Source organism: Wolbachia endosymbiont of Pentalonia nigronervosa, from assembly GCF_014534705.1.
Lineage (GTDB): Bacteria > Pseudomonadota > Alphaproteobacteria > Rickettsiales > Anaplasmataceae > Wolbachia.
The window spans coordinates 1-19,674 of sequence record NZ_JACVWV010000009.1; the positions used below are offsets into that span (position 1 = coordinate 1).

The 19,674-nt window shown below is 35.6% G+C and carries 18 protein-coding genes; 12 read left to right on the forward strand and 6 right to left on the reverse strand.

Annotated elements, in window-relative coordinates; all coding sequences use genetic code 11:
* Window positions 1-181, forward strand: a 181-nt coding sequence (locus IC220_RS01865; RefSeq protein WP_188152748.1) for a transposase, incomplete at its 5' end; no start/stop codon positions are given.
* 13 nt (window positions 182-194) lie between these two features.
* On the opposite strand, the gene secD is transcribed toward IC220_RS01865, so the two are convergent.
* Window positions 195-1,709, reverse strand: coding sequence for a protein translocase subunit SecD (gene secD / locus IC220_RS01870; protein WP_188152924.1), 1,515 nt, complete (start codon window positions 1,707-1,709; stop codon window positions 195-197).
* An 11-nt stretch (window positions 1,710-1,720) separates the two neighbouring features.
* Window positions 1,721-1,849 (reverse strand): hypothetical protein, encoded by a 129-nt coding sequence (locus IC220_RS07975; protein WP_255424126.1) that lies wholly within the window; start codon window positions 1,847-1,849, stop codon window positions 1,721-1,723.
* Between the two features lie 106 nt (window positions 1,850-1,955).
* Between IC220_RS07975 and hemC the strand changes: the two genes are divergently transcribed.
* The 6 genes from hemC (at window position 1,956) to IC220_RS01900 (ending at window position 9,067) form a co-directional block, all read left to right on the forward strand.
* Window positions 1,956-2,834: a hydroxymethylbilane synthase gene (gene hemC, locus IC220_RS01875; RefSeq protein WP_188152902.1), complete on the forward strand. Its 879-nt coding sequence runs from the start codon at window positions 1,956-1,958 to the stop codon at window positions 2,832-2,834.
* Window positions 2,825-3,709: a UDP-N-acetylmuramate dehydrogenase gene (gene murB / locus IC220_RS01880; RefSeq protein WP_188152903.1), complete on the forward strand. Its 885-nt coding sequence runs from the start codon at window positions 2,825-2,827 to the stop codon at window positions 3,707-3,709. The genes hemC and murB overlap by 10 nt, the downstream gene beginning before the upstream one ends.
* Window positions 3,710-3,900: 191 nt before the next feature.
* The gene (locus IC220_RS01885) at window positions 3,901-5,067 is read left to right on the forward strand and encodes a hypothetical protein (RefSeq protein ID WP_188152904.1); all 1,167 of its coding nucleotides are present in this window, start codon (window positions 3,901-3,903) and stop codon (window positions 5,065-5,067) included.
* A gap of 79 nt (window positions 5,068-5,146) precedes the next feature.
* Window positions 5,147-5,362, forward strand: a complete 216-nt coding sequence (locus tag IC220_RS01890) for a hypothetical protein (RefSeq protein WP_188152905.1) — start codon at window positions 5,147-5,149, stop codon at window positions 5,360-5,362.
* A gap of 21 nt (window positions 5,363-5,383) precedes the next feature.
* Window positions 5,384-7,666, forward strand: coding sequence for a hypothetical protein (locus IC220_RS01895; RefSeq protein ID WP_188152906.1), 2,283 nt, complete (start codon window positions 5,384-5,386; stop codon window positions 7,664-7,666).
* Window positions 7,667-7,726: 60 nt separating this feature from the next.
* On the forward strand, window positions 7,727-9,067 hold the full coding sequence (locus tag IC220_RS01900; RefSeq protein WP_188152907.1) for a phosphomannomutase/phosphoglucomutase: 1,341 nt from the start codon (window positions 7,727-7,729) through the stop codon (window positions 9,065-9,067).
* Here the strand turns inward: IC220_RS01900 and dusB are convergent.
* Together dusB and IC220_RS01910 are read right to left on the reverse strand one after the other, a co-directional pair.
* Window positions 9,034-10,014: a tRNA dihydrouridine synthase DusB gene (gene dusB / locus IC220_RS01905; protein WP_188152925.1), complete on the reverse strand. Its 981-nt coding sequence runs from the start codon at window positions 10,012-10,014 to the stop codon at window positions 9,034-9,036. The genes IC220_RS01900 and dusB overlap by 34 nt on opposite strands.
* A gap of 34 nt (window positions 10,015-10,048) precedes the next feature.
* Window positions 10,049-11,527 (reverse strand): hypothetical protein, encoded by a 1,479-nt coding sequence (locus IC220_RS01910; RefSeq protein ID WP_188152908.1) that lies wholly within the window; start codon window positions 11,525-11,527, stop codon window positions 10,049-10,051.
* A gap of 140 nt (window positions 11,528-11,667) precedes the next feature.
* Between IC220_RS01910 and serS the strand changes: the two genes are divergently transcribed.
* Window positions 11,668-12,927 carry a serine--tRNA ligase gene (serS, locus tag IC220_RS01915; RefSeq protein ID WP_188152909.1) on the forward strand — a complete coding sequence of 420 codons (1,260 nt, stop codon included), beginning with the start codon at window positions 11,668-11,670 and terminating at the stop codon, window positions 12,925-12,927.
* A 75-nt stretch (window positions 12,928-13,002) separates the two neighbouring features.
* Window positions 13,003-14,283 (forward strand): phosphoribosylamine--glycine ligase, encoded by a 1,281-nt coding sequence (gene purD / locus IC220_RS01920; RefSeq protein ID WP_188152910.1) that lies wholly within the window; start codon window positions 13,003-13,005, stop codon window positions 14,281-14,283.
* A gap of 7 nt (window positions 14,284-14,290) precedes the next feature.
* On the opposite strand, the gene IC220_RS01925 is transcribed toward purD, so the two are convergent.
* Window positions 14,291-14,959 carry a septal ring lytic transglycosylase RlpA family protein gene (locus IC220_RS01925; RefSeq protein WP_188152911.1) on the reverse strand — a complete coding sequence of 223 codons (669 nt, stop codon included), beginning with the start codon at window positions 14,957-14,959 and terminating at the stop codon, window positions 14,291-14,293.
* A gap of 76 nt (window positions 14,960-15,035) precedes the next feature.
* Between IC220_RS01925 and IC220_RS01930 the strand changes: the two genes are divergently transcribed.
* Genes IC220_RS01930 through cgtA form a run of 3 tightly spaced genes read left to right on the forward strand, consistent with a single transcriptional unit; the run spans window position 15,036 to window position 18,783 of the window.
* Window positions 15,036-16,550 (forward strand): Mur ligase domain-containing protein, encoded by a 1,515-nt coding sequence (locus IC220_RS01930; RefSeq protein ID WP_188152912.1) that lies wholly within the window; start codon window positions 15,036-15,038, stop codon window positions 16,548-16,550.
* Window positions 16,547-17,800 (forward strand): phosphopyruvate hydratase, encoded by a 1,254-nt coding sequence (gene eno / locus IC220_RS01935; RefSeq protein ID WP_410543322.1) that lies wholly within the window; start codon window positions 16,547-16,549, stop codon window positions 17,798-17,800. Before IC220_RS01930 ends, eno begins: the two co-directional genes overlap by 4 nt.
* A complete protein-coding gene (gene cgtA / locus IC220_RS01940; protein ID WP_188152914.1) occupies window positions 17,797-18,783 on the forward strand; it encodes an Obg family GTPase CgtA in 987 nt (328 codons plus the stop codon). Before eno ends, cgtA begins: the two co-directional genes overlap by 4 nt.
* 4 nt (window positions 18,784-18,787) lie before the next feature.
* On the opposite strand, the gene era is transcribed toward cgtA, so the two are convergent.
* A complete protein-coding gene (gene era, locus IC220_RS01945; protein WP_188152915.1) occupies window positions 18,788-19,657 on the reverse strand; it encodes a GTPase Era in 870 nt (289 codons plus the stop codon).
* Window positions 19,658-19,674: the final 17 nt, after the last annotated feature.

A 19,674-nucleotide genomic window follows, 5' to 3' on the forward strand; every position in this document is an offset into this window, starting at 1 on the left:
ACGTTCCAATAGAAAAACACCAAGAGAATACGATAAAGAGCTTTATAAAGAGAGAAATCTCATCGAAAGAATGTTCAATAAACTCAAGAATTTTCGTAGGGTTGCTACTCGTTATGATAAATTAGCTATTTCTTTCTTATCTTTTGTCCATATTGCTTCTATATATCTTTGGTTAAAATAAATGTCGACACTACCTACAAAACTAGATTTTTTGGATTGACCCACAATTCTATCAGAAGTTTTGTCACTGTGATTGCAGAAAACATAGAACACAAAATTCCTACTGATAAAGCAACAGAGAAGCCTCTGATTGCTCCACTACCAATAGCAAACATTATTCCTGCAGCAATTAACGTAGTGAAATTTGAGTCCAATATTGTGCCGACTGCATTTTTAAATCCCTCTTCAATAGCACGTGCTGTTCTTTTTCCTGATTTTATTTCTTCACGGATGCGTTCAAATATTAAAATATTTGCATCCACTGACATACCAATTGTTAGTGCAATACCAGTAATGCCGGGTAGTGTAAGTGTAGATTCAAGCAGAGTAAGAACTAATAGTATAAGGACCACATTAAAAAATAGTGCAATGGAAGCTAACAAGCCCAATTTACCATAAGTGACGATTATAAATAAAGATACGGCTATAGTAGAGATTATAGCTGCCATTTCTCCTGCTTTTATTGATTCTTTTCCTAGGCTTGGACCGATATTTTTTTCTTCAATGATTTTCAATGGCGCTGGCAATGCTCCAGATCTTAACAGTATTGCTAACTCGTTGGCTTGCTTTTCATTAAAATTACCGCTAATTTCTCCTTCCCCATTTAAGATAGGTTCACGTATTACTGGCACAGTTAGAATTGTATTGTCTAGCACAACAGCAAAAGGTTTGCCTATGTTTTCTTTGGTGATTTTCGCAAATTTTTTGCTTGCTATACTGTTAAATTTAAAATGCACTGTTGGTTTACCCAAAGAGCTAGATCTAGCTGATGCGTTAGTTAGTGCATCGCCACCTATTTCAGTTTTGCGAAATATTGGATAAGAATTGCCTAGTGAATCCTTAAGTAAAACAGTAGTTTCATGGTCGATATCCTGTACTTGAGTTACTTTATCATTTAACAAATGGAAAGTTAGTTTAGCTGTTCTACCAAGCAGTGATTTTATCTGCTCCGTGTTTTCTGCCCCTGGAACCTGTACTAATATTTTGCTCTGTCCTTGCTTTTGTACACTCACTTCCTTTGTACCAAGCTTATCTAAACGCCGTTGAACGTTATTGACTGATACTTCAGCTACTTCATTGATTAAGAAATTTTTATAGCTGGATTTGTATGAAATTGCGATAGAGGCATTTTTTTTGTGTAGTTCCAAATCTGGATTTATTTTATTAATTAATTTTATTGCCTCTTTATGGTTGTTAGCATTATTCAAGTTTATTATTATTTGCTCATTGTTTTTCACATCGCATTCAATATTTTTTGTCAGCAAAGCTTCTCTGACCTCGTCAGCTAGCATGTCTAGCTTTTCTTTGAAGTAAGAGTCCAAGTCTATGTCGAGTAACAGAGATGCCCCTCCCTTTAAATCAAGGCCTAAGTTTATTTTCTTTTTTGAAATTAAAAACTTGTTATCAAAAAAGTTCGGTAATACGATATATAAAGATAACAGGAACACGCATAATATTGAAATTGATTTAACTATAAGTTTCATAGATATAAATTACAAAGTTATAGTAGACCTCTCGCATAACCTACTTCTGATGGCAATTTTGTCGTCAAAACTTGCCTACGCTCCTCAAATACATCCAGGTATTCTGTGGTGCTCGTCTGCGTTTTTCCTAAAACATTTCTCATCATAAATAAGTTCTGCGAGAGGTCTAGTGAAGTAATTGTAAACTAAAAACGTCTTTAGTGCACTATTTTACATTTTAAGCTAGAATTTTACTTTTAAATACGCACACAAATGTTAGTTAGGATAGGCACTAGAGGTAGTAACTTGGCAATTGCCCAAGCTTTAGAAGTAAAGCGAGAGTTACTCAACTATTTTCCTAGCTTGTCTGTTGAAATTATTAAAATCAAAACTTCTGGAGATAAGCATGCTAACGCAAATCTTGCTGAAATAGGTGGTAAAGGGTTATTCATAAAAGAGATTGAAAATGCACTACTTGCAGATAATATAGACATTGCAGTTCATTCGCTGAAGGATGTACCTGCATTTTATTCACAAGGTGTAACAATTAACTGTATTTTGAAGAGGTTAAGCCCCTGCGATGTTTTTGTCTCTAGTAAGCATGCAAGTCTTGGATCTCTGCCGCAGCAGGCTACAATTGCTACTTCATCGATAAGGAGGAAAGTTCAGTTATTGAACTTCAGGCCAGATTTAAACATAGTGCCACTGCGTGGAAATGTTACAACCAGGTTGCAAAATCACAATTTTGATGGAATAATTTTGGCTGAGGCTGGGTTGATAAGATTAGAGAAACATCACTTAATTACAGAAATATTATCACCAAAAATGATGTTAAGTGCAGTAGGACAAGGGGCTATTTGCGTGCAATGCAGGAAAAATGATGTAAAAATTATCGATCTTTTAGAGAAAATTAATGATAATAAGTCATTTATAAAAGTAAAATCAGAGCGTAGTTTTATGAAAACGGTCAATGGTTCATGTTTCACACCACTTGCAGCTTTAGCTGAATATGTAGGTGAAAATATGTTGCACTTGCGGTGTATGTTAGCAGATGAGAGGAACATATATTATACTGAGCGCACTTCTTCTATTGATGATGCTGAAGAAATGGGTATGGATGCTGGGTTAGAGTTGAAATCAAAATGCTTATAAATTTACCTAAAGTGTGTGGGGTCTATCGCTACAACGTTCTAATGTCCAAAATGACGTGGTTAAATGTTGGCGGGCAAGCTGATGTATTATTTAAACCCCATGATATTGATGATCTCGCGCATTTAGTTAAAAACGCTGAATTGCCGATCAATATTATTGGTGCGACATCTAACATAATAGTGCGCGATAGTGGCATTAGAGGCATAACAATAAAGTTAGGTAAGGAATTTGCCTACATCAAAAGCAATGGAGATAATTCCATAATTGCTGGTGGTGCTGTATTATTGAGCAATCTTGCGCGTTTTGCTGAAGAGCAACAGGTAGGAGGTTTTGAATTTTTAGTTGGCATTCCAGGGACGGTGGGTGGCGGAGTAGAAATGAATGCAGGTGCATATGGTGACGACATTGCCGGCATTGTACAGTCTGTGAAGGCAATTAATTTGGCAGATGGCAACTTATATACGCTTTCTCCTCAGGAAATGGGATATTTCTATCGTGGGCACAATTTAGCAGGAAAATGGGCTTTTGTTGAAGCTGAGTTCAAGGGAGTGAAATCAGAGCGTCAGCTCATACGGCAAAGGATGAAAGAAATCATTATTAAAAAGAATCAAAGTCAACCAACGAGTGGCAAAACTGCAGGGTGTATATTCAAAAATCCGCAGAATCACCAAGCATGGGAGTTGATAGATCAATCCCAATGTCGAGGTTTGAGTATAGGGGGAGCCAAAATTTCCGATAAGCACTGCAACTTTCTTATAAATGATAACAATGCCACTGCATCTGACTTAGAAAGTCTTGGCAATAAGGTGCAAAAAATGGTAAAAGATAAGTTTAATATTGATCTTATATGGGAAATTAGGGTAATGATGCAATGAGCATAAATATGCTTGACAAGACAAGTTTGTTATTTCATAATTACGATAGGGATATTGTAATAACATTGAGGTATTAGTGTATGATGTTCAAAATGTATTACGGAAATAAGTTGTTGACTATTAAATTAATGATTATTAAATACTTTATGCCGATAATTATTATAGTATATTAATTCACTGTGGTGGGGTTTATGAAAGATTTTTTTAAGGATAACGAAAATAAAACGAGTTCAAGCTCAGATAATGTGCGGGCCCAAGGTAAAATTAGGCCGCAAGATATAATCGAGGAGCAAGAACTTAAAGCTAAAGAAGCACAAGAGGTATATCACAAGATATATAAAGATCTTGAAGAGTCCTGTGCTGAAATGGATACGTGTATTAACGAAGAGTGTGATACACCGGAAGTATTAATTGATAAGATCTTTGACTTTTTTCAAGGTGCTTTTGATGAAGCAGGTGTGGAAGATGAAAAAGACTATCAAAAAATTAAGGAATTTTTCGCTAGTAAAGCAAGAAAACGAGATCAGCTGTTATCAATGCTTGAGTTTATCAAGTCACTATTGAAGAAACTTTTCAGTGCGGGTTCAAGTTTGAGCTGGCAAGAAAGGTTAAAAAAGGAAATAGAGGATTTAGAAAAAGAATTACTAGATAAGGATTTATCTCCGGAAGAGTGGCTAAGTAAACTTGAAAGGTTGAATTTGCTGAAGTTTGTAGATCTTTTTGGACCATTGAATTTTATCGGCGCGGTAGTAAAAGCACTCACTATCTTTGTAGCATTTGAGGCCACTTCGCTAGTTGGTGAAGGATTTATAAAAGAACTGCTGGTCAAAGAAAAGGTTGTTCTGCCAGAAAATAGAGGAGTAAAGGAAGAAATCACCGATAAATTTATTATAAGCATTGTCAACATGTTGAGTGATGCTGTACCATTTGCTAAAAGTATAGGAGAACTGCTCAGCATAGCTGTTATTGAAAGTGTGACTGCTGGTATTAAGACCGAATTGGGAATTGTAGACACGAGAATACCATACGTTGTTCCTTTGCTTGTAACTCCTGAACCAGTTGTAAAAAAACTACCGGTAGAAGAAGTGCGAACAAAACCAGTAGAAGAACCAAAAGTTGAGAAGAAGCCAGAAAAACCAGCTGCACCGGAACCTAAGGTTGCACCAAAACCTAAAATCAAATCACCTGATGAGAGCAGGACTGTGGTAGAAGGAAGAGAACGACAACGTAGTAATGATCCTCGAGTACAATTTTTGCTTGCTCAAGCAAATGAATCAAATGTTCCACCTAGCACTGTGCAAGACCCTCAGCTTGCACAACATATATCTGGGCTGAACCTGGGACGCAGTCAAAATTAGTAAAAAAAATGCTTGCAATGGTAATTTATTTTTAATATACATGTTACATAATTTATTAAATAATAGGTAGGAGGTTAATATGAAAAAAAGTCAACAAATAGAGTGGCAGCAAAGTGAAAAAACAGTACGTCAACCAACAGATCTGTCTTTTCAGATGTATAAGAAAGAAGGTGGGCCAGGGGGAGTAAGGGCTCCAGATAAAGGTATTCGTAGGCAGTACTTTGGTGAACCAAATTCAAAGGTGTCCGGTCCGTCTTCAAGTCAACCAGGTTCGTCTAAAGATCAAAAAAAATAATTTATTTTAATAGGAGGGGTTATGCCTAATTTAGTTAAAAGGTTGGTTAATAAAAAGTTAGTTAATGAAGGGTTAATTAACGCATTAGTGAAAGCATTTAATATTAATAATTATACTTATAATACGTATACTAATTTTACCACAGAGTATGCCACAGATAATAAAGGTTACATTACAGAAGGTTATATTACTATGGCGTTTGATGATAATATGAACAAGGGACAATGTGTCAATTACTTACAAAAACTAAGGGAGAAAGCATTTAACAAGTTTTATTCGGGTGAAGTTGGGGCAGCAACTTCTTTTAATCTTGACTATTTTCCTTTTGACTGTGATGGGAAATATATAGTGCTGGCTAAAGAGGCGGGTAGATTAAAGCTAAGGGTTCTTATAACTCCAGAAGTGATATCTAACTTACAAGCTCATTTAGCGCTTTCGATGTCGAAGGACATTGAAGTGAAAATTGATGGTAAGATTATGCCTAAAGAGCGAGATGAGGATAAATGTGATAAATATATTACAGGTAGCAGTTTTGAAAGCGCAGCATTAGCTCAAAAATTTGCCGATCAATTTAATACAAAAGTACAAAAAATTAAAGATTTTACACCAGGAGGTAGATATTCTGCATCAGGTTGCGTGAGGGTTAAGGGGAATGATACATATGTTACTCGGAGTATTTTTAATGATGCTAACTTTGTTCAGGATTATGCAGAAGAATATATATGGCGTGTAGGGCGTACTTTTGAGAGTCCTAGTGCTAATGATGGTATTGGAATGCTCAAAAATGCACTCTTTCGATTTATTCGTCATGCAACAGGTATAAACATTAGGTATTGTGATCATGTTTCCTACGTATTTCCTGTTTTGGAAGGTGGCCGCAAGGAATATAGCATTCTTGTACCAGGTGTAGAGGATAAAGATGGTTTGAGATATCTAAATGAAAAGGAAGTGGCACTAATTAATTCTGTGTTTAGGAGCAGCAAGTTTAATTTTAATATATTGCACGATGTTAGTACCTGTATTGAAAAAAAAGACTTATCAACAACTCAAAAAACTATAGATGCGGTGGGTAAAAATGGAATATATGGTATAGATCTTTATAATGAAGATGTCAGCATTTGTGCGCTCGACACTATTTTCAGTAATTCTCGAGTTACTCAAGTTGGTAATGAGTATAAACTGGAAGTACAATCTTCTCCACACATAGATAAGTCGCAAGCTCAGCGGCAAGAAGCTTTATTGCGTATACAGGAAATTATATTGCGTGCGAGTACAGCTCAGTCACATGCAGAGACAGCTCAGTCACATGCAATAGAAGCTCAGAGATGTGCAAATATGACTATATTGCATACAGAGTTAGTTCAACTGAGTGCAGAGGCAGCTCGCTTGCGTGTAGATGAAATTAATTTACGTGCAGAGTCAGCTAAATGGTATGCAGAAGCATCTCGATTGCATGCAGAGATAGCTCAGTCAACTGAAGAGGAAGCTCACTACCTTGCAGAGGAAACTCACTTTCATGCAAAGGAAATGCAGTTCCGTGTAGAGGTAGTTAAGTTGCGTCAAGAAATAAACGAGAAAGATAAGGAAAAAAAGCAAAATCCATCTCGTTGTAACCCAAATGATCGAAGTAAGTGGGGATCAATAGATAGTAGTTCATCAGATGATAATGATCGTAATATTAATCATGATCCTGCTGCTAAGCCACCAATTGCTAATCGTTTAAGTACTGCAGCTCAATCAAGTAGCGATAATTTTGGCAATAAAAAGGGTCAAGGACAAAGTGATAGTGGACAAGGTCGTATACCTACGCCTCCACCTTTCCCTGTGGACAAGCCAGATCATCTTCATCTTCCATTGGGGCAACAAAATTCAAATTCTAGTACTAGCAGTGGTTATGATAGTAACGGACCTAAAACTGCAGAGCACAAGCAACTGAATGTAATTTTATCTTCTGATACGACGGATTCAGGTCACAGTAGTCGCAATAGTACTCTTCTACGCGGTAGTACTCCTCCGCGCAGTGGTACTTCTTCAACTGCAGATAAATATAAACAGAAAAAAAGTTTACTTTCTAGAATATTCTCCTTTCTTGGCAGAAAAGATAGACCAGAAGAAGATCCATATCAACATTCTATAAGCGATGCTAGTGCTAGTAGCATTGTTAGCAAGGATTCTGCAATTTCTCTTAGAAGTCAAAACAATACTGTTATGACTCAAGGAAAAGATAGTGTGCAAAGTAAACTAAGCAATCTCCAAGTGGAACGAGGTAATGTAGGTGAAAAAGAAGTGGATGTAGTGTTTTAATACTCAATTTGGTCCTTCCTTTCTTGTGGAAGGAGGGGCTGTATATGTTTAATATGAAAAATGGATAATTCTATTATAAGAAAGTACGATATTAGAGGTGTAGTGGGTGAGAATTTGCATATCAGTGATGGGTATGAAATCGGCAGAAAGTTTGGTCAAATTTTCACTAGCGTTTGTGTTGGCTATGATAGCAGAGTAGATTCACCAAGTATAGAAAAAGCACTGATAGCGGGTCTTATTGCCTCTGGTGCAAATGTTATACGCATTGGTTTGTGCTCTGCCCCTATGCTCTATGCAACAACACAGATTACGCAAGCCGAAGCTGGTATAATCATCACAGCTTCCCATAATCCCAGCGAATATAATGGGGTTAAGTTTTTCAGCAACAAAAAAGTTTTTTCCGATCAGGAAGTCAAGGAAATTATGAACAGTTCTGTTGAAAACAGTTCACGAGTAGGAAGTTTAATTAACATCAGTATATACGATCGATATATTAATATTCTGAAAGGTGTTATAAAAAACAATACCGAAAAAAAGTTGAAAATAGCCTGGGATTGTGGTAATAGCCCAGCAAGTGGCATTATTTGGTATATTGAAGAAATTTTACCTGGCCATACGCACATAGTGATAAATAACTCTATAGATGGCACATTTCCGCTACATGATCCAGACCCGATAGAAGAAAAAAATCTTGTGCAATTAATTAAAACCATCAAGGAGCATGAATGCGATGTCGGTATTGCGCTGGACGGTGATGGCGATCGAGTGCGTTTTGTTGATCACAAAGGCAATGTTATTTCCAATGACCATTTATTTATGATTTTTGCACGCGAAGTTTTGGATAAGCATCCCGGCAGTAAAATTGTTGCCAACGTAAAAATGAGCATGAAAGTGTGTGATTTTATTAGTAAATTGGGAGGGCAAGTGATTACTTGTGCTACTGGCCATTCATTAGTCAAAAAAAAGATGGTGGAAGAAAATGCACAGTTTGCCGGTGAATTAAGCGGGCATTTTTTCTTTTCTGAGTTAGGGTTTGATGATGGGTTATATTCTGCCATTAAGGCAATTGATATTTTACTTAAAAGAGAAAAAAGTCTGTTTGAAATAGTTGAAAATTTGCCCGAGTTGTATATTACTCATGAAGTAAAGGTTACGGTTAAAGATGAAAACAAATTTCAAATAATTGAATCAATAAAAAAAATGCTGCAGAAGGAAAATATTGCTTTTTCAGACCTTGACGGCATTAAGGTAACCACAGATAGTGGGTGGTGGTTGCTTAGAGCATCAAATACACAAAACTGCATCACTGCAAGATGCGAAGGAGAAACTTTGGAGGATTTTGAGCGGATTAGAAAGGTTTTATTTCATTATATTGATGCAGCAAAGTCGTTAAATTCGTGACTAAAAAAGTCAATGATATTTTTTCTGACCTCTGTTTTATCTGTCATGTTATTGATTTTTACACGAAAATCAGATGAGCCTTTAAGACCGCTGCTATACCACCCTATGTGCTTACGTGCCATTTTTACTCCTGGGTCATCTCCGTAATATTCAAGTATGCTATCATAGTGCTCAATGATCACATTTAGTTTCTCTAATGATGATAATTCGGAGATTTTTCCTCCTTGTAAAAAATTTATTGCTTGGTTAATGAGCCAAGGTTTACCGTAAGTACCACGGCCTATCATTACTCCATCAGCTCCAGATTCTTTGAGAGCATTCTGAATATCACTTAAGTTTTTAATATCACCATTTACTATAACAGGAATTTTCACTTGCTCCTTTACATTTTTCACAAACTTCCAATCTGATTGACCATGATAAAGTTGCGCTCTTGTTCTACCATGTACAGTTATCATCTGCGTCCCGAGATCTTCTGCGATTTTTGCCAATTGCGGAGCATTGCGATTTTCATCGTTCCACCCAGTGCGCATTTTTACTGTGACGGGAATATTAACTGCATTTACCACGGCTTCAATTATTTCAGCCGCTCTTTTTTCGTCACGCATTAGTGCTGAACCTGCATAGCCATTTACAACTTTTTTAACCGGACAACCAAAATTTATATCTATGATTTTTGCTCCCATGTCCTCATTCAGTTTTGCAGCCTCTGCCATTACCTCTGGTTCACATCCAGCAAGCTGCACAGCCGTTAATTCATCAACTTTTGCTTTTTGCAGACTTTGGCGAGTTTGCATAATCATCGCTCTGCTTGCGATCATCTCTGAAATCAATAAGCTTGCCCCGAGTTTTTTGACCACAGCTCTGAATGGATAGTCAGTGACTCCAGACATCGGAGCCAAAATTACTGGAGAATCAATCGTTAAATTTCCTATTTGTAGGGGCATAGCATAGATTTTTATTGTAAATTCATAGTTGACATTAACTCCTTTTCTTTTCACCCACTTGTGAAACACACGTATCTTCTAATACACTACTTTGATTTTGCTTCCATTCTGCATCGTTCTCAAGTATTTTTGCAAATATTGTTCTTATTTCTTTTAATTCCTCTAGAGTCAGTTTGTAGTTTAACTTTTCAATAATTTCATCATGTGATTTACCTTCTATTAACATATCAGTGATTTCCTTAGCATTCAGCAAAGCAAATACACCACAATTATACCCATCATTTTGTTGCTTAGCTTTAGAGCTTCTTAGATCACTTATTTCTATAGTCGCTTGTAATACAGCAGCTATGTAATAAACATCAATTTGTTTATCAACTAACTCGTTTCTGTCCTCTCTTACGCACCTTAATGCTTCTTTCATACTTTCTTTTTGTTCTTTAATCTTTGCGTCCTTTGGGTTCTCCTCAGATTTGGATATCAAATTACTAACTTCAGTCGTAATAGGTTCCATCTGTAGTTCAGTAATTTTATTTGCTAATTGTATATTTTCTAGTATACCATAAGCATCTTGTAATCCATTACCAAATGAGTCACAATAATAAGCCATGTATTTCTTATCTGATGGATTATATGAAACAACCAGTGTGACCCAATGGTGGCCTAAGTTAATGATTGAAGTAAATATTACTTTTAATTTTTCTTGCTCTACCTTTTTTTTATACTCCTTTAATCCTTCATTTAAAGAATTTACGTTACCAGGAATACAAAAGAATACGTCATTTTCTGTATTTTCTGAGTACCTACATACAGCTCTTGCAATATGAGCAATATCATGTTGTTGTAACCAGTATGTATACTTGCCTGCTTGTGTTTGGTTAACTAAATTTTGTCGTGCAAGAGCTGCATCACCATCTTGCTTAGAAAAAAGATTTGATAACTTGTTCGTTGCTGAACTAACTAATGAGCTAAATAAAGGCTTAGAACTACTGTGGCCGCTACTTTGTGAAACCTTAGAACTTTTGCTACTACTCTTTGATGAATCAAGAGAAGTTTCAGAATTACGGCGTCTGCTGCTTGGTGAAACTTCAGGGCTGCTGTTTGATGAATCAAGAGAAGTTTCAGAATTACGGCGGCTACTATTTTGTGAATTAAGAGAAGTATCAGAACTACTGAGGCTGCTACTTTGTGAAACCTTAGAACTCTTGTCATCTAATGTTTTTAGTTTTACAAATCCTTTTTCTTGAGTTCTTCTTTTATGTAAAGAATCCTTTGCCATATCGAATAAAGGTTTTGCGGCACTGAAAGTTAACCCAGCTGCTACTATGAAAACAGCTCCAAGCGCAATCCAAGCAATGGGTTTTGAGACTAGTAAAGCGAATGGCAGAATTAAATAAGGAGCAAAAGTAAAAACGAACGGTGCGATGCATAAGCTCGCAATAGTCACTCCTATATAAATATATACACCAAACTCTGCACCTACTTTAAAATTGCTAGGTTTTATGTAACTTTTCATTTTTATGTTTACTGAATAATATGCATATATTATAGAAAATATTAATTAAAATATCAATATATAGTTACTATTTTGAAATCATGTTGAATGTTAAGAATTTTTACGTTACATTGTAATCGAAATGGTTAGTCAATGCAATTATGCATGATATAGAGTATATACGTAAAAACCCTGAAGTATTTGATAAAGCAATGAAAAACAGAGGGGTAAAGGAATTTTCTATAACTGAAATATTGAAATTTGACCAAGAAAGTAGACTGCTAACCACTAAGTTGCAAGACTTAAGTAGGCAACGCAATGAAATTACGGAAAAAATAAAAAAACTTAAGACAGCTAAAAGTCCATGTGAACAAGAGGTGGCATTATCAAAAGATATTGCAAATGAAATAGAAGCAATAAGCTCAAAAGAACGAGAAATGAAGGGCATGTTGCTTAATATTTTATCTAATTTACCAAATATTGCTGCACAAGATGTACCAATCGGCGAAAATGAGGATTTTAACGTAGAAATTAAAAGATATGGGGAGAGAAAGCAATTAAACTTTACACCAAAATCTCATTATGAACTAGGAGAAAAACTAGGGTTGATGGATTTTGAACAAGCAGCAAAAATTTCTGGGTCGAGGTTTGTAATATTAGAAGGAAAATTAGCTCAGCTAGGACGGGCACTAGTAAGTTTTATGCTTGATATGCACACTAATGAGTTTGGTTATACTGAGGTATATCATCCAATTTTGGTAAAAGATGAAGCTATGTATAACGTTGGTCAATTACCAAAGTTTTCTCATGATTCATACTTAACTACCGATGAGTTAAGGTTAATTCCTACAAGTGAAGTAGTGTTAACTAATTTAGTTGCAGATAAGCTTGTAAGTGAAAATGCACTGCCTATCAGGTTCACTGCATATTCAGAATGTTTTCGCAAAGAAGCAGGAAGTGCTGGACGAGATACTAGAGGTATGATAAGACAGCATCAATTTGGTAAAGTTGAGTTGGTTAGCATTACAACTGAAGATCAATCAAAGAGTGAACTGGAGCGTATGACAAATGTTGCCGAAGAAATATTAAAGAGGTTAGAATTGCCATATAGAGTAATGTTACTATGCAGTTGTGATATGGGCTTTGCTGCGCAGAAAACTTATGATATAGAAGTATGGCTACCTGGACAAAATAAATACCTGGAAATATCAAGTTGTTCAAATTGTGGTGCATTTCAAGCAAGGAGAATGAATGCTAAAACTTCTAATGGAAAAATAAAAAAATATGTTCATACTTTGAACGGTACAGCTTTAGCTATAGGAAGAACTATTGTTGCTATAATGGAAAATTATCAAAATTCTGACGGGTCAATTGCAGTGCCAGATGCATTGCAAAAATATATGAGGTGTCAAAGTATTTGACAATTTTCATGTATAATTTAGTATTTAATTGCCATTATGTAGGTAAGTTTTAAGTTGTTATAAGAGAGGTTGAAAATGAAGGTTTTGGTTATAGGTTCTGGCGGGCGTGAGCATGCTATACTTTGTGCTTTAAAGAAATCTCCTACGCTGACCAAGTTATATGTGACTCCTGGTCGTCAAGCTACGGAAAATTTAGCTACTTTAGTAGATATAAATGCTAATAATTCAATGGATGTAACACAATTTTGTAAGAGGGAGAATATAGAATTGGTTGTTGTTGGTCCAGAACAGCCAATAATCAATGGTCTTTCTGATGACTTAACTGCAGAAGGAATCAATGTTTTTGCTCCAAGTAAAGCAGCTGCAAAGCTTGAAGCATCGAAATCTTTCACTAAGGAACTATGTAAACAATATAGCATACCAACTGCTAAATATGAGTATTTTGTTGATGAAAATTCGGCCAAGAATTTTGTAAAGAGTAGAAAAATAAAATTTCCACTTGTAATTAAGGCAAATGGACTCGCAGCAGGAAAAGGTGTTATAATATGCCACACAGAGGATGAAGCTTTTTCTGCTATAAATTCAATGCTAGTGAAGAAAAAATTTGGTGAATCAGGTGAAGAAATAATTATAGAAGAATTTTTAGTCGGGAAAGAAATTAGTTTTTTTGTTCTTGTTGATGGGTTGAAAACAGCAGTGCTTGGCTGTGCAAGAGACTATAAAAGGGTACATGAAAATAATGAAGGACCAAACACAGGTGGCATGGGAGCGTATTCATCGCCTTCAATTATCAGCAAAGAAATGGAACAAAAAATTATTCAAAGAATAATATATCCTACAATTCAAGCATTAGTTAATATGGGTACACCTTATCAAGGAGTGCTATTTGCTGGTGTAATGATTACTAAAGATGGCCCAAAACTTCTTGAGTATAATATCAGGTTAGGTGATCCAGAAGCACAAGTAATATTGCCTCGGATTGACCCTAGCTGTGACTTATTAAAGTTGATGTTATCAGTTGTACAAGGAAAATTAAATGCTAAAATGGTAGAACTCAATAACAAATCCACAGTTTGTGTAGTAGTAGCCAGTGAAGGTTATCCAAATGATTATAAGAAAGGAGAAATCATAAAAGGGTTAGATAGGATTGAAAGTATTCCGGACGTTTCACTGTTTCATGCTGGAACTAAGTTGGATGAAAATGGTAATTGGATTTCAGATGGCGGTAGGGTATTGAATGTAGTTGCAGAGGGAGACACAGTAGAAGAGGCAAAAAGTAAAGTGTATTCAGCCCTAAACTTTTTAGAGTGGCCAGGGGGAGTTTTTAGATATGACATTGGGTTGTCTGAAAAGTAGAGATCTATTAACTTACTTTTATGCAGTATTGGCTGTTCTTGAACAATAATCTAACATTTTTTATCCCTTGATTACGGAGTTTTGATGCTGTTGATTTAGCGGCATCAATATTTTTGAAAAATGCAATATATCCTTTACTTTCAGCAGTGATTTTTTTTGGATGACGTGCCTGTATAGCTTTCTCATATTGCTTTTTGTAGTGTGGATTTTTCTTAACCAATTGTTCTGATTTTTCTCTTAGGTACTGAATTTTTACTCTTGTAAGTCCGTCCTCATGAAACCCTAAAATCCTAGCTGCTTCTTCTGAAAGGTCTATAATTCTATCCTCAAAAAAAGGACCTCTATCATTGACTCTTATAACAAGTTTCTTCCCATTTTTGAGATTAGTTACAAGCACAAAGCACGGCAGTGGTAATGTTTTATGTGCTGCTGTGATCAAATTACGATCAAATATTTCACCATTTGCTGTTGGTTTGCCATGATCTTCTATGCCATACCAAGATGCTACTCCTACTTCCTCATAGTCACTGTAACTTTTTGGATGGTAAGTGATGCCATTGATTGTATAGCTGCTGCCAATTTTATAATAGCCCGGTTTTCTATAGTGTTTGTGATGAAAACTACAATCACTGATTAGAGTAAACATTAGGCACAAAAATACCAACTTTCTTATCATTTGCTTTTGTGAAAAGATTCGTCACTGTGTGATTTGTAAGTATAATAAATTTAGTTAATGAAGTAAATCTCTAAAGATGGACAGTACTAGAGTAGTACATATTATAGGTATAGGTGGAATAGGAATGAGTGCTATTGCTGAAATCCTGCATAATCTTAACTATAAAGTGCAGGGTAGTGATGCACACTCAAATAACAATATAGATAGACTAAAAAAACTTGGTGTAGAAGTATACGTTGGCCATAGCACCGATAATATTAATCAAGCGCAGATAGTTGTATATTCCTCTGCAATCCAACCCAACAACGTAGAGTTAGTTGCAGCAAGAGAAAGTAATAAAGTTGTTATTCACAGATCTGATATTCTTGCTGAGCTTACAAAAAATAAGTACACCATCGCAGTTTCAGGTTCAAGTGGAAAGACAACAACAACAGCAATGATAGCTTCTATTTTTGATCATTCTAATATTGATACAACTGTTATTGTGGGAGGAATCTTAAATTCGTATCAAAGTAATGCAAAGTCTGGTAAAAGCAATATTTTTTTGCTTGAAGCTGATGAGTCAGATGGAACTATGCTAAAAATTCATGCCAATATTGCAGTTATAACTAGTATTAACAATGATCACATAGATTATTATGGTACGTTTGATGGCATCAAGCGTGCATTTTATCAATTTATAGATCAAGCAGATTACGCTATTTTACCGGATTCTGTGGATATTAATTGCAGTGGAGATAAGATACAAACGTTCGGATTTGAAGATGCCAATAGACCTCTTTCGAAAACGATTTATGGTAAGAAATTTTTAGAAGAAGTGCAAGCGAGCACCACAGAATACTCGAATGTATTTGAGGAGCGTAGCTCAGCTTCGACGACAAAATTGCCATCAGAAATTGAGTTTCGAAAGAGGTATAATATAAGGGCTGTTAACATTAAGCAGCATACTAATAGCATAGAATTTGATGTATTAATCAATGTGAATGAAGCTCAGTCATTTCAACTGAAAAGTATAATACTATCAAACGCGATCGGAATGCATAAGGTTAGTAATGCTTTAGCTGCAATATCAGTTGCAATTAAATTGGGAATCAGTGAAGAAAGCATTAGAAAAGGTCTTTTAGAATTTAAGGGAGTAAAAAGAAGATTCTCTACAGTTGCTGATATTGATGGTGTGAAGTTAATAGAGGACTATGCACATCACCCAGATGAAATTCATGCAACTTTAACAGCTGCACGTTCAATCAGTAAAGGTAAGGTTATGGGAATTATCGAACCACTGCGTTTTGCTCGCATTCGTAATTTTTTCTGTGAGTTTATAAATATTTTCAGGATGTTTGACTATGTAATTCTTACCCCCGTTCATCCTCCAGAAGATTATCCCATTCCTGGTTGTAGCATAGATGATATACAGAAGGCTTTGATAAGCAATGGTTTTAATAATGTCAAAACTATGAATGACTCTCTGTCAATTTCGCGTTTTATTAATGATTTCACAAATTCTGGGGATATAGTATTATTTATAGGAGCTGGCGGTAATATAGCTAAATTAGCAAAAGAAACTGCTGAGTGTATGATAGGAGCAGAATAATGAAGAAAATAATTCGTAATGTACTTGCAAGGGAAATTTTAGACAGTAGAGGATACCCAACAGTTGAGGTTGAGGTAGAACTATGCGATGGAGTGATGGGCAGAGCATCTGTGCCTTCTGGAGCTTCAACTGGCAAATTAGAAGCTCTAGAGCTGAGAGATGAGGATGAAAAAAGATATTATGGCAAAGGAGTATTGAAAGCTGTTGCGTCGGTAAACAAAGCAATATCAAATAAAATTATTGATATGGATGCCACTAATCAGGGTCTTATAGATGAAACTTTGATAGAGATGGATGGAACAGACAATAAATCTAATCTTGGAGCAAATGCAACTTTAGGAGTGTCTCTTGCTGTGGCAAAAGCTGCAGCAAATAGCTTGAATATACCATTGTACAGGTATTTAGGTGGAAGCCAGGCACAGATTATGCCAGTACCGTTAATTAATATACTTAACGGTGGAATGCATGCAGATAATAAACTAGACTTTCAGGAATTTATGATTATTCCCATTGTAGCTGAGACTTTTAGTGATGCATTGAGAATGTCTGCGGAGGTATTTCATAGCTTACGTAATATTCTCGAGAAAAAAGGTTATAGTGTAAATGTTGGGGATGAAGGCGGATTTGCTCCAAATATTGAAAAAACTGAGGAAGCAATAGACTTCATTATTCAAGCTATAGAATTAGCTGGCTACTCTGGCAGTTTTGCACTTGGACTTGATGTTGCTTCCTCCGCTTTTTATGAAAATAAAGTTTACAAATTTGAAAATAAAGAATTAACCTCAGAGGAGTTGATAGAGTATTATTGTGGTCTTGTAGCAAAATATCCAATCGCTTCTATAGAGGATGCAATGAGTGAAGACGACTATGATGGTTGGAAGCTTATTACCGCAAAGCTTGGAGGTAATATTCAATTAGTAGGAGATGATTTGTTTGTGACAAATTGTAAGCTGATAAGCGAAGGCATAAAACAGAAAATGGCTAACGCTGTACTTATAAAACCAAATCAAATAGGAACATTAACAGAAACCTTTAATGCTATAGAAATGGCCAGATCAAATGGATATAAAGCTATTATCTCCCACCGCTCAGGAGAAACAGAGGACACGACAATATCACATATAGCAGTTGCATCAAACTGCGGGCAAATAAAGACAGGAGCGCTATCTCGTTCTGATAGATTAGCAAAGTATAATGAATTGTTGAGAATAGAGGGTTCACTACCCAAGCATTCATATGGATCTATATGAGTTTTATTGATGAAGTAAGGCTTTTTCTTAAAGCAGGAGACGGTGGTGATGGATGCGCAAGCTTTCGTCGAGAAAAGTTTGTTGAATTTGGTGGACCAGATGGTGGCAATGGTGGTAGGGGTGGTAGTATCATTTTCATCGCTGACCAAAATATCAGCACTTTGCTTGATCTTCGCTATAGGCAACGCATAAAAGCTGAAAGTGGAAAAAATGGCTCAGGTAGAAATAAAACCGGTGCTTCAGGGAAAGATGTTGTGCTCAAGGTTCCGGTTGGTACACAAATTATTGATGAAGAGACTGAAGAGGTAATAGCTGATCTTGATAAAGCTGAAATGGAGTTTTTGGTAACACAGGGAGGTCGAGGAGGTATTGGAAATACTCACTTTAAATCTTCCACTAATAAAGCTCCTAGACATTTTACTCTTGGTCATCCTGGAGAAGAAAAATACGTATCATTAAAGCTGAAGGTTTTATCTGATGTTGGCATTATTGGTATGCCAAATGCTGGTAAATCACGATTTTTAACTCGTTGTTCAAACTCAGATTCGAGAGTGGGTGATTATCCATTTACCACCTTAAGACCTCATCTTGGTGTTGCAAAAATAGATTGTGATGAGATTGTTATAGCAGACATCCCTGGAATCATTGCTAATGCTCACCTGGGAGTCGGACTTGGGCATAAGTTTTTAAAGCATATAGAGAGGTGCAGAATCTTACTGCATTTGATTGATGTAACCCACGAAGATGTTGTTTCAGCTTACAGTTGCACGCACAACGAGTTAAAACTCTATAATAGTAGTCTAACTAAAAAAGAAGAAATTGTGGTATTAAACAAGTGCGACTTACTTACAGAACAGGAAATTTTGGATAAGAAGAATTATCTAGCGCATTACCTCAACAAGGAAGTGTTGTGTTTATCAATTAATGACAGTTTACAGTCTATTTTAAGATTGTTAAACGCTAAACTTAAACCATCACCTTGATAGCTTAAACAATATATTCCTCAGGACGATCACTCCAAGGCCGTATTTTTACAAATAAAAAAAGATGTACTTTCTGTGCAAATATTTTCTCTAACTCGCTACGTGCCTCAATATTAATTTTTTTTATATTACTGCCGCCTTCTCCTAAAATTATTTTTTTATGACTTTCTCTTAAGACAAATATAACCTGCTTTATAATTAAACTTTTATCCTTCTTCTCCTCAAATTGTTCAGTGATAACTGCTGTAGAATATGGTAATTCCTGATGCAAATTCAAAAATAGTTTTTCTCGTGTGATTTCTGCTGATAAAAAATTATTTGATGAGTCTGTTGCTTGATCTTCTGGATAAAGCCAAGGACCAACAGGTGCAACTTCAGATAAATAATTTATTAAATCAAAAAGTCCATCATTCTTTAGTGCTGATATCATGAAAATTTTTTCGAATTTATACAATAGATTGAAATGTTCATATGCCATTTTTAATTCAGGTCTTTTTATTAGATCAATTTTATTGAGAATTAAAATGCACCTATGCTGCAACTTGACAAGTATAGCCTTAATTTTTTCTATATTCTGTAGATAATTTTTAACATCGATAAGCAGTAAAGTTATGTCATCACCTTTAATTGCTGACCATGCAGATTTAACTAAAGCTTTTTCAAGTTTAGTTTTTGCTGTAAAGATTCCTGGAGAATCGGTAAAAATGATTTGTGTATCACCACAAATTGCAATGCCTCTTATTTGTGTTCTTGTTGTTTGTGCTTTAGGAGTTACAATTGCAATTTTTTTACCTATAATGCTATTAATTAGTGTGGACTTACCAGCATTGGGCAACCCAGCAATGGTAACAAATAAGCATTTTTGTTCTTTCACACTTTAAAAAATTAATA

Coding starts and splice junctions, on each gene's coding strand:
- IC220_RS07975 (WP_255424126.1), bottom strand. CDS start 1,849: ATGATGAGAAATGTTTTAGGAAAAACGCAGACGAGCACCACAGAATAC.
- hemC (WP_188152902.1), top strand. CDS start 1,956: ATGTTAGTTAGGATAGGCACTAGAGGTAGTAACTTGGCAATTGCCCAA.
- murB (WP_188152903.1), top strand. CDS start 2,825: ATGCTTATAAATTTACCTAAAGTGTGTGGGGTCTATCGCTACAACGTT.
- IC220_RS01885 (WP_188152904.1), top strand. CDS start 3,901: ATGAAAGATTTTTTTAAGGATAACGAAAATAAAACGAGTTCAAGCTCA.
- IC220_RS01890 (WP_188152905.1), top strand. CDS start 5,147: ATGAAAAAAAGTCAACAAATAGAGTGGCAGCAAAGTGAAAAAACAGTA.
- IC220_RS01895 (WP_188152906.1), top strand. CDS start 5,384: ATGCCTAATTTAGTTAAAAGGTTGGTTAATAAAAAGTTAGTTAATGAA.
- IC220_RS01900 (WP_188152907.1), top strand. CDS start 7,727: ATGGATAATTCTATTATAAGAAAGTACGATATTAGAGGTGTAGTGGGT.
- dusB (WP_188152925.1), bottom strand. CDS start 10,014: ATGCCCCTACAAATAGGAAATTTAACGATTGATTCTCCAGTAATTTTG.
- IC220_RS01910 (WP_188152908.1), bottom strand. CDS start 11,527: ATGAAAAGTTACATAAAACCTAGCAATTTTAAAGTAGGTGCAGAGTTT.
- serS (WP_188152909.1), top strand. CDS start 11,668: ATGCATGATATAGAGTATATACGTAAAAACCCTGAAGTATTTGATAAA.
- purD (WP_188152910.1), top strand. CDS start 13,003: ATGAAGGTTTTGGTTATAGGTTCTGGCGGGCGTGAGCATGCTATACTT.
- IC220_RS01925 (WP_188152911.1), bottom strand. CDS start 14,959: ATGATAAGAAAGTTGGTATTTTTGTGCCTAATGTTTACTCTAATCAGT.
- IC220_RS01930 (WP_188152912.1), top strand. CDS start 15,036: ATGGACAGTACTAGAGTAGTACATATTATAGGTATAGGTGGAATAGGA.
- cgtA (WP_188152914.1), top strand. CDS start 17,797: ATGAGTTTTATTGATGAAGTAAGGCTTTTTCTTAAAGCAGGAGACGGT.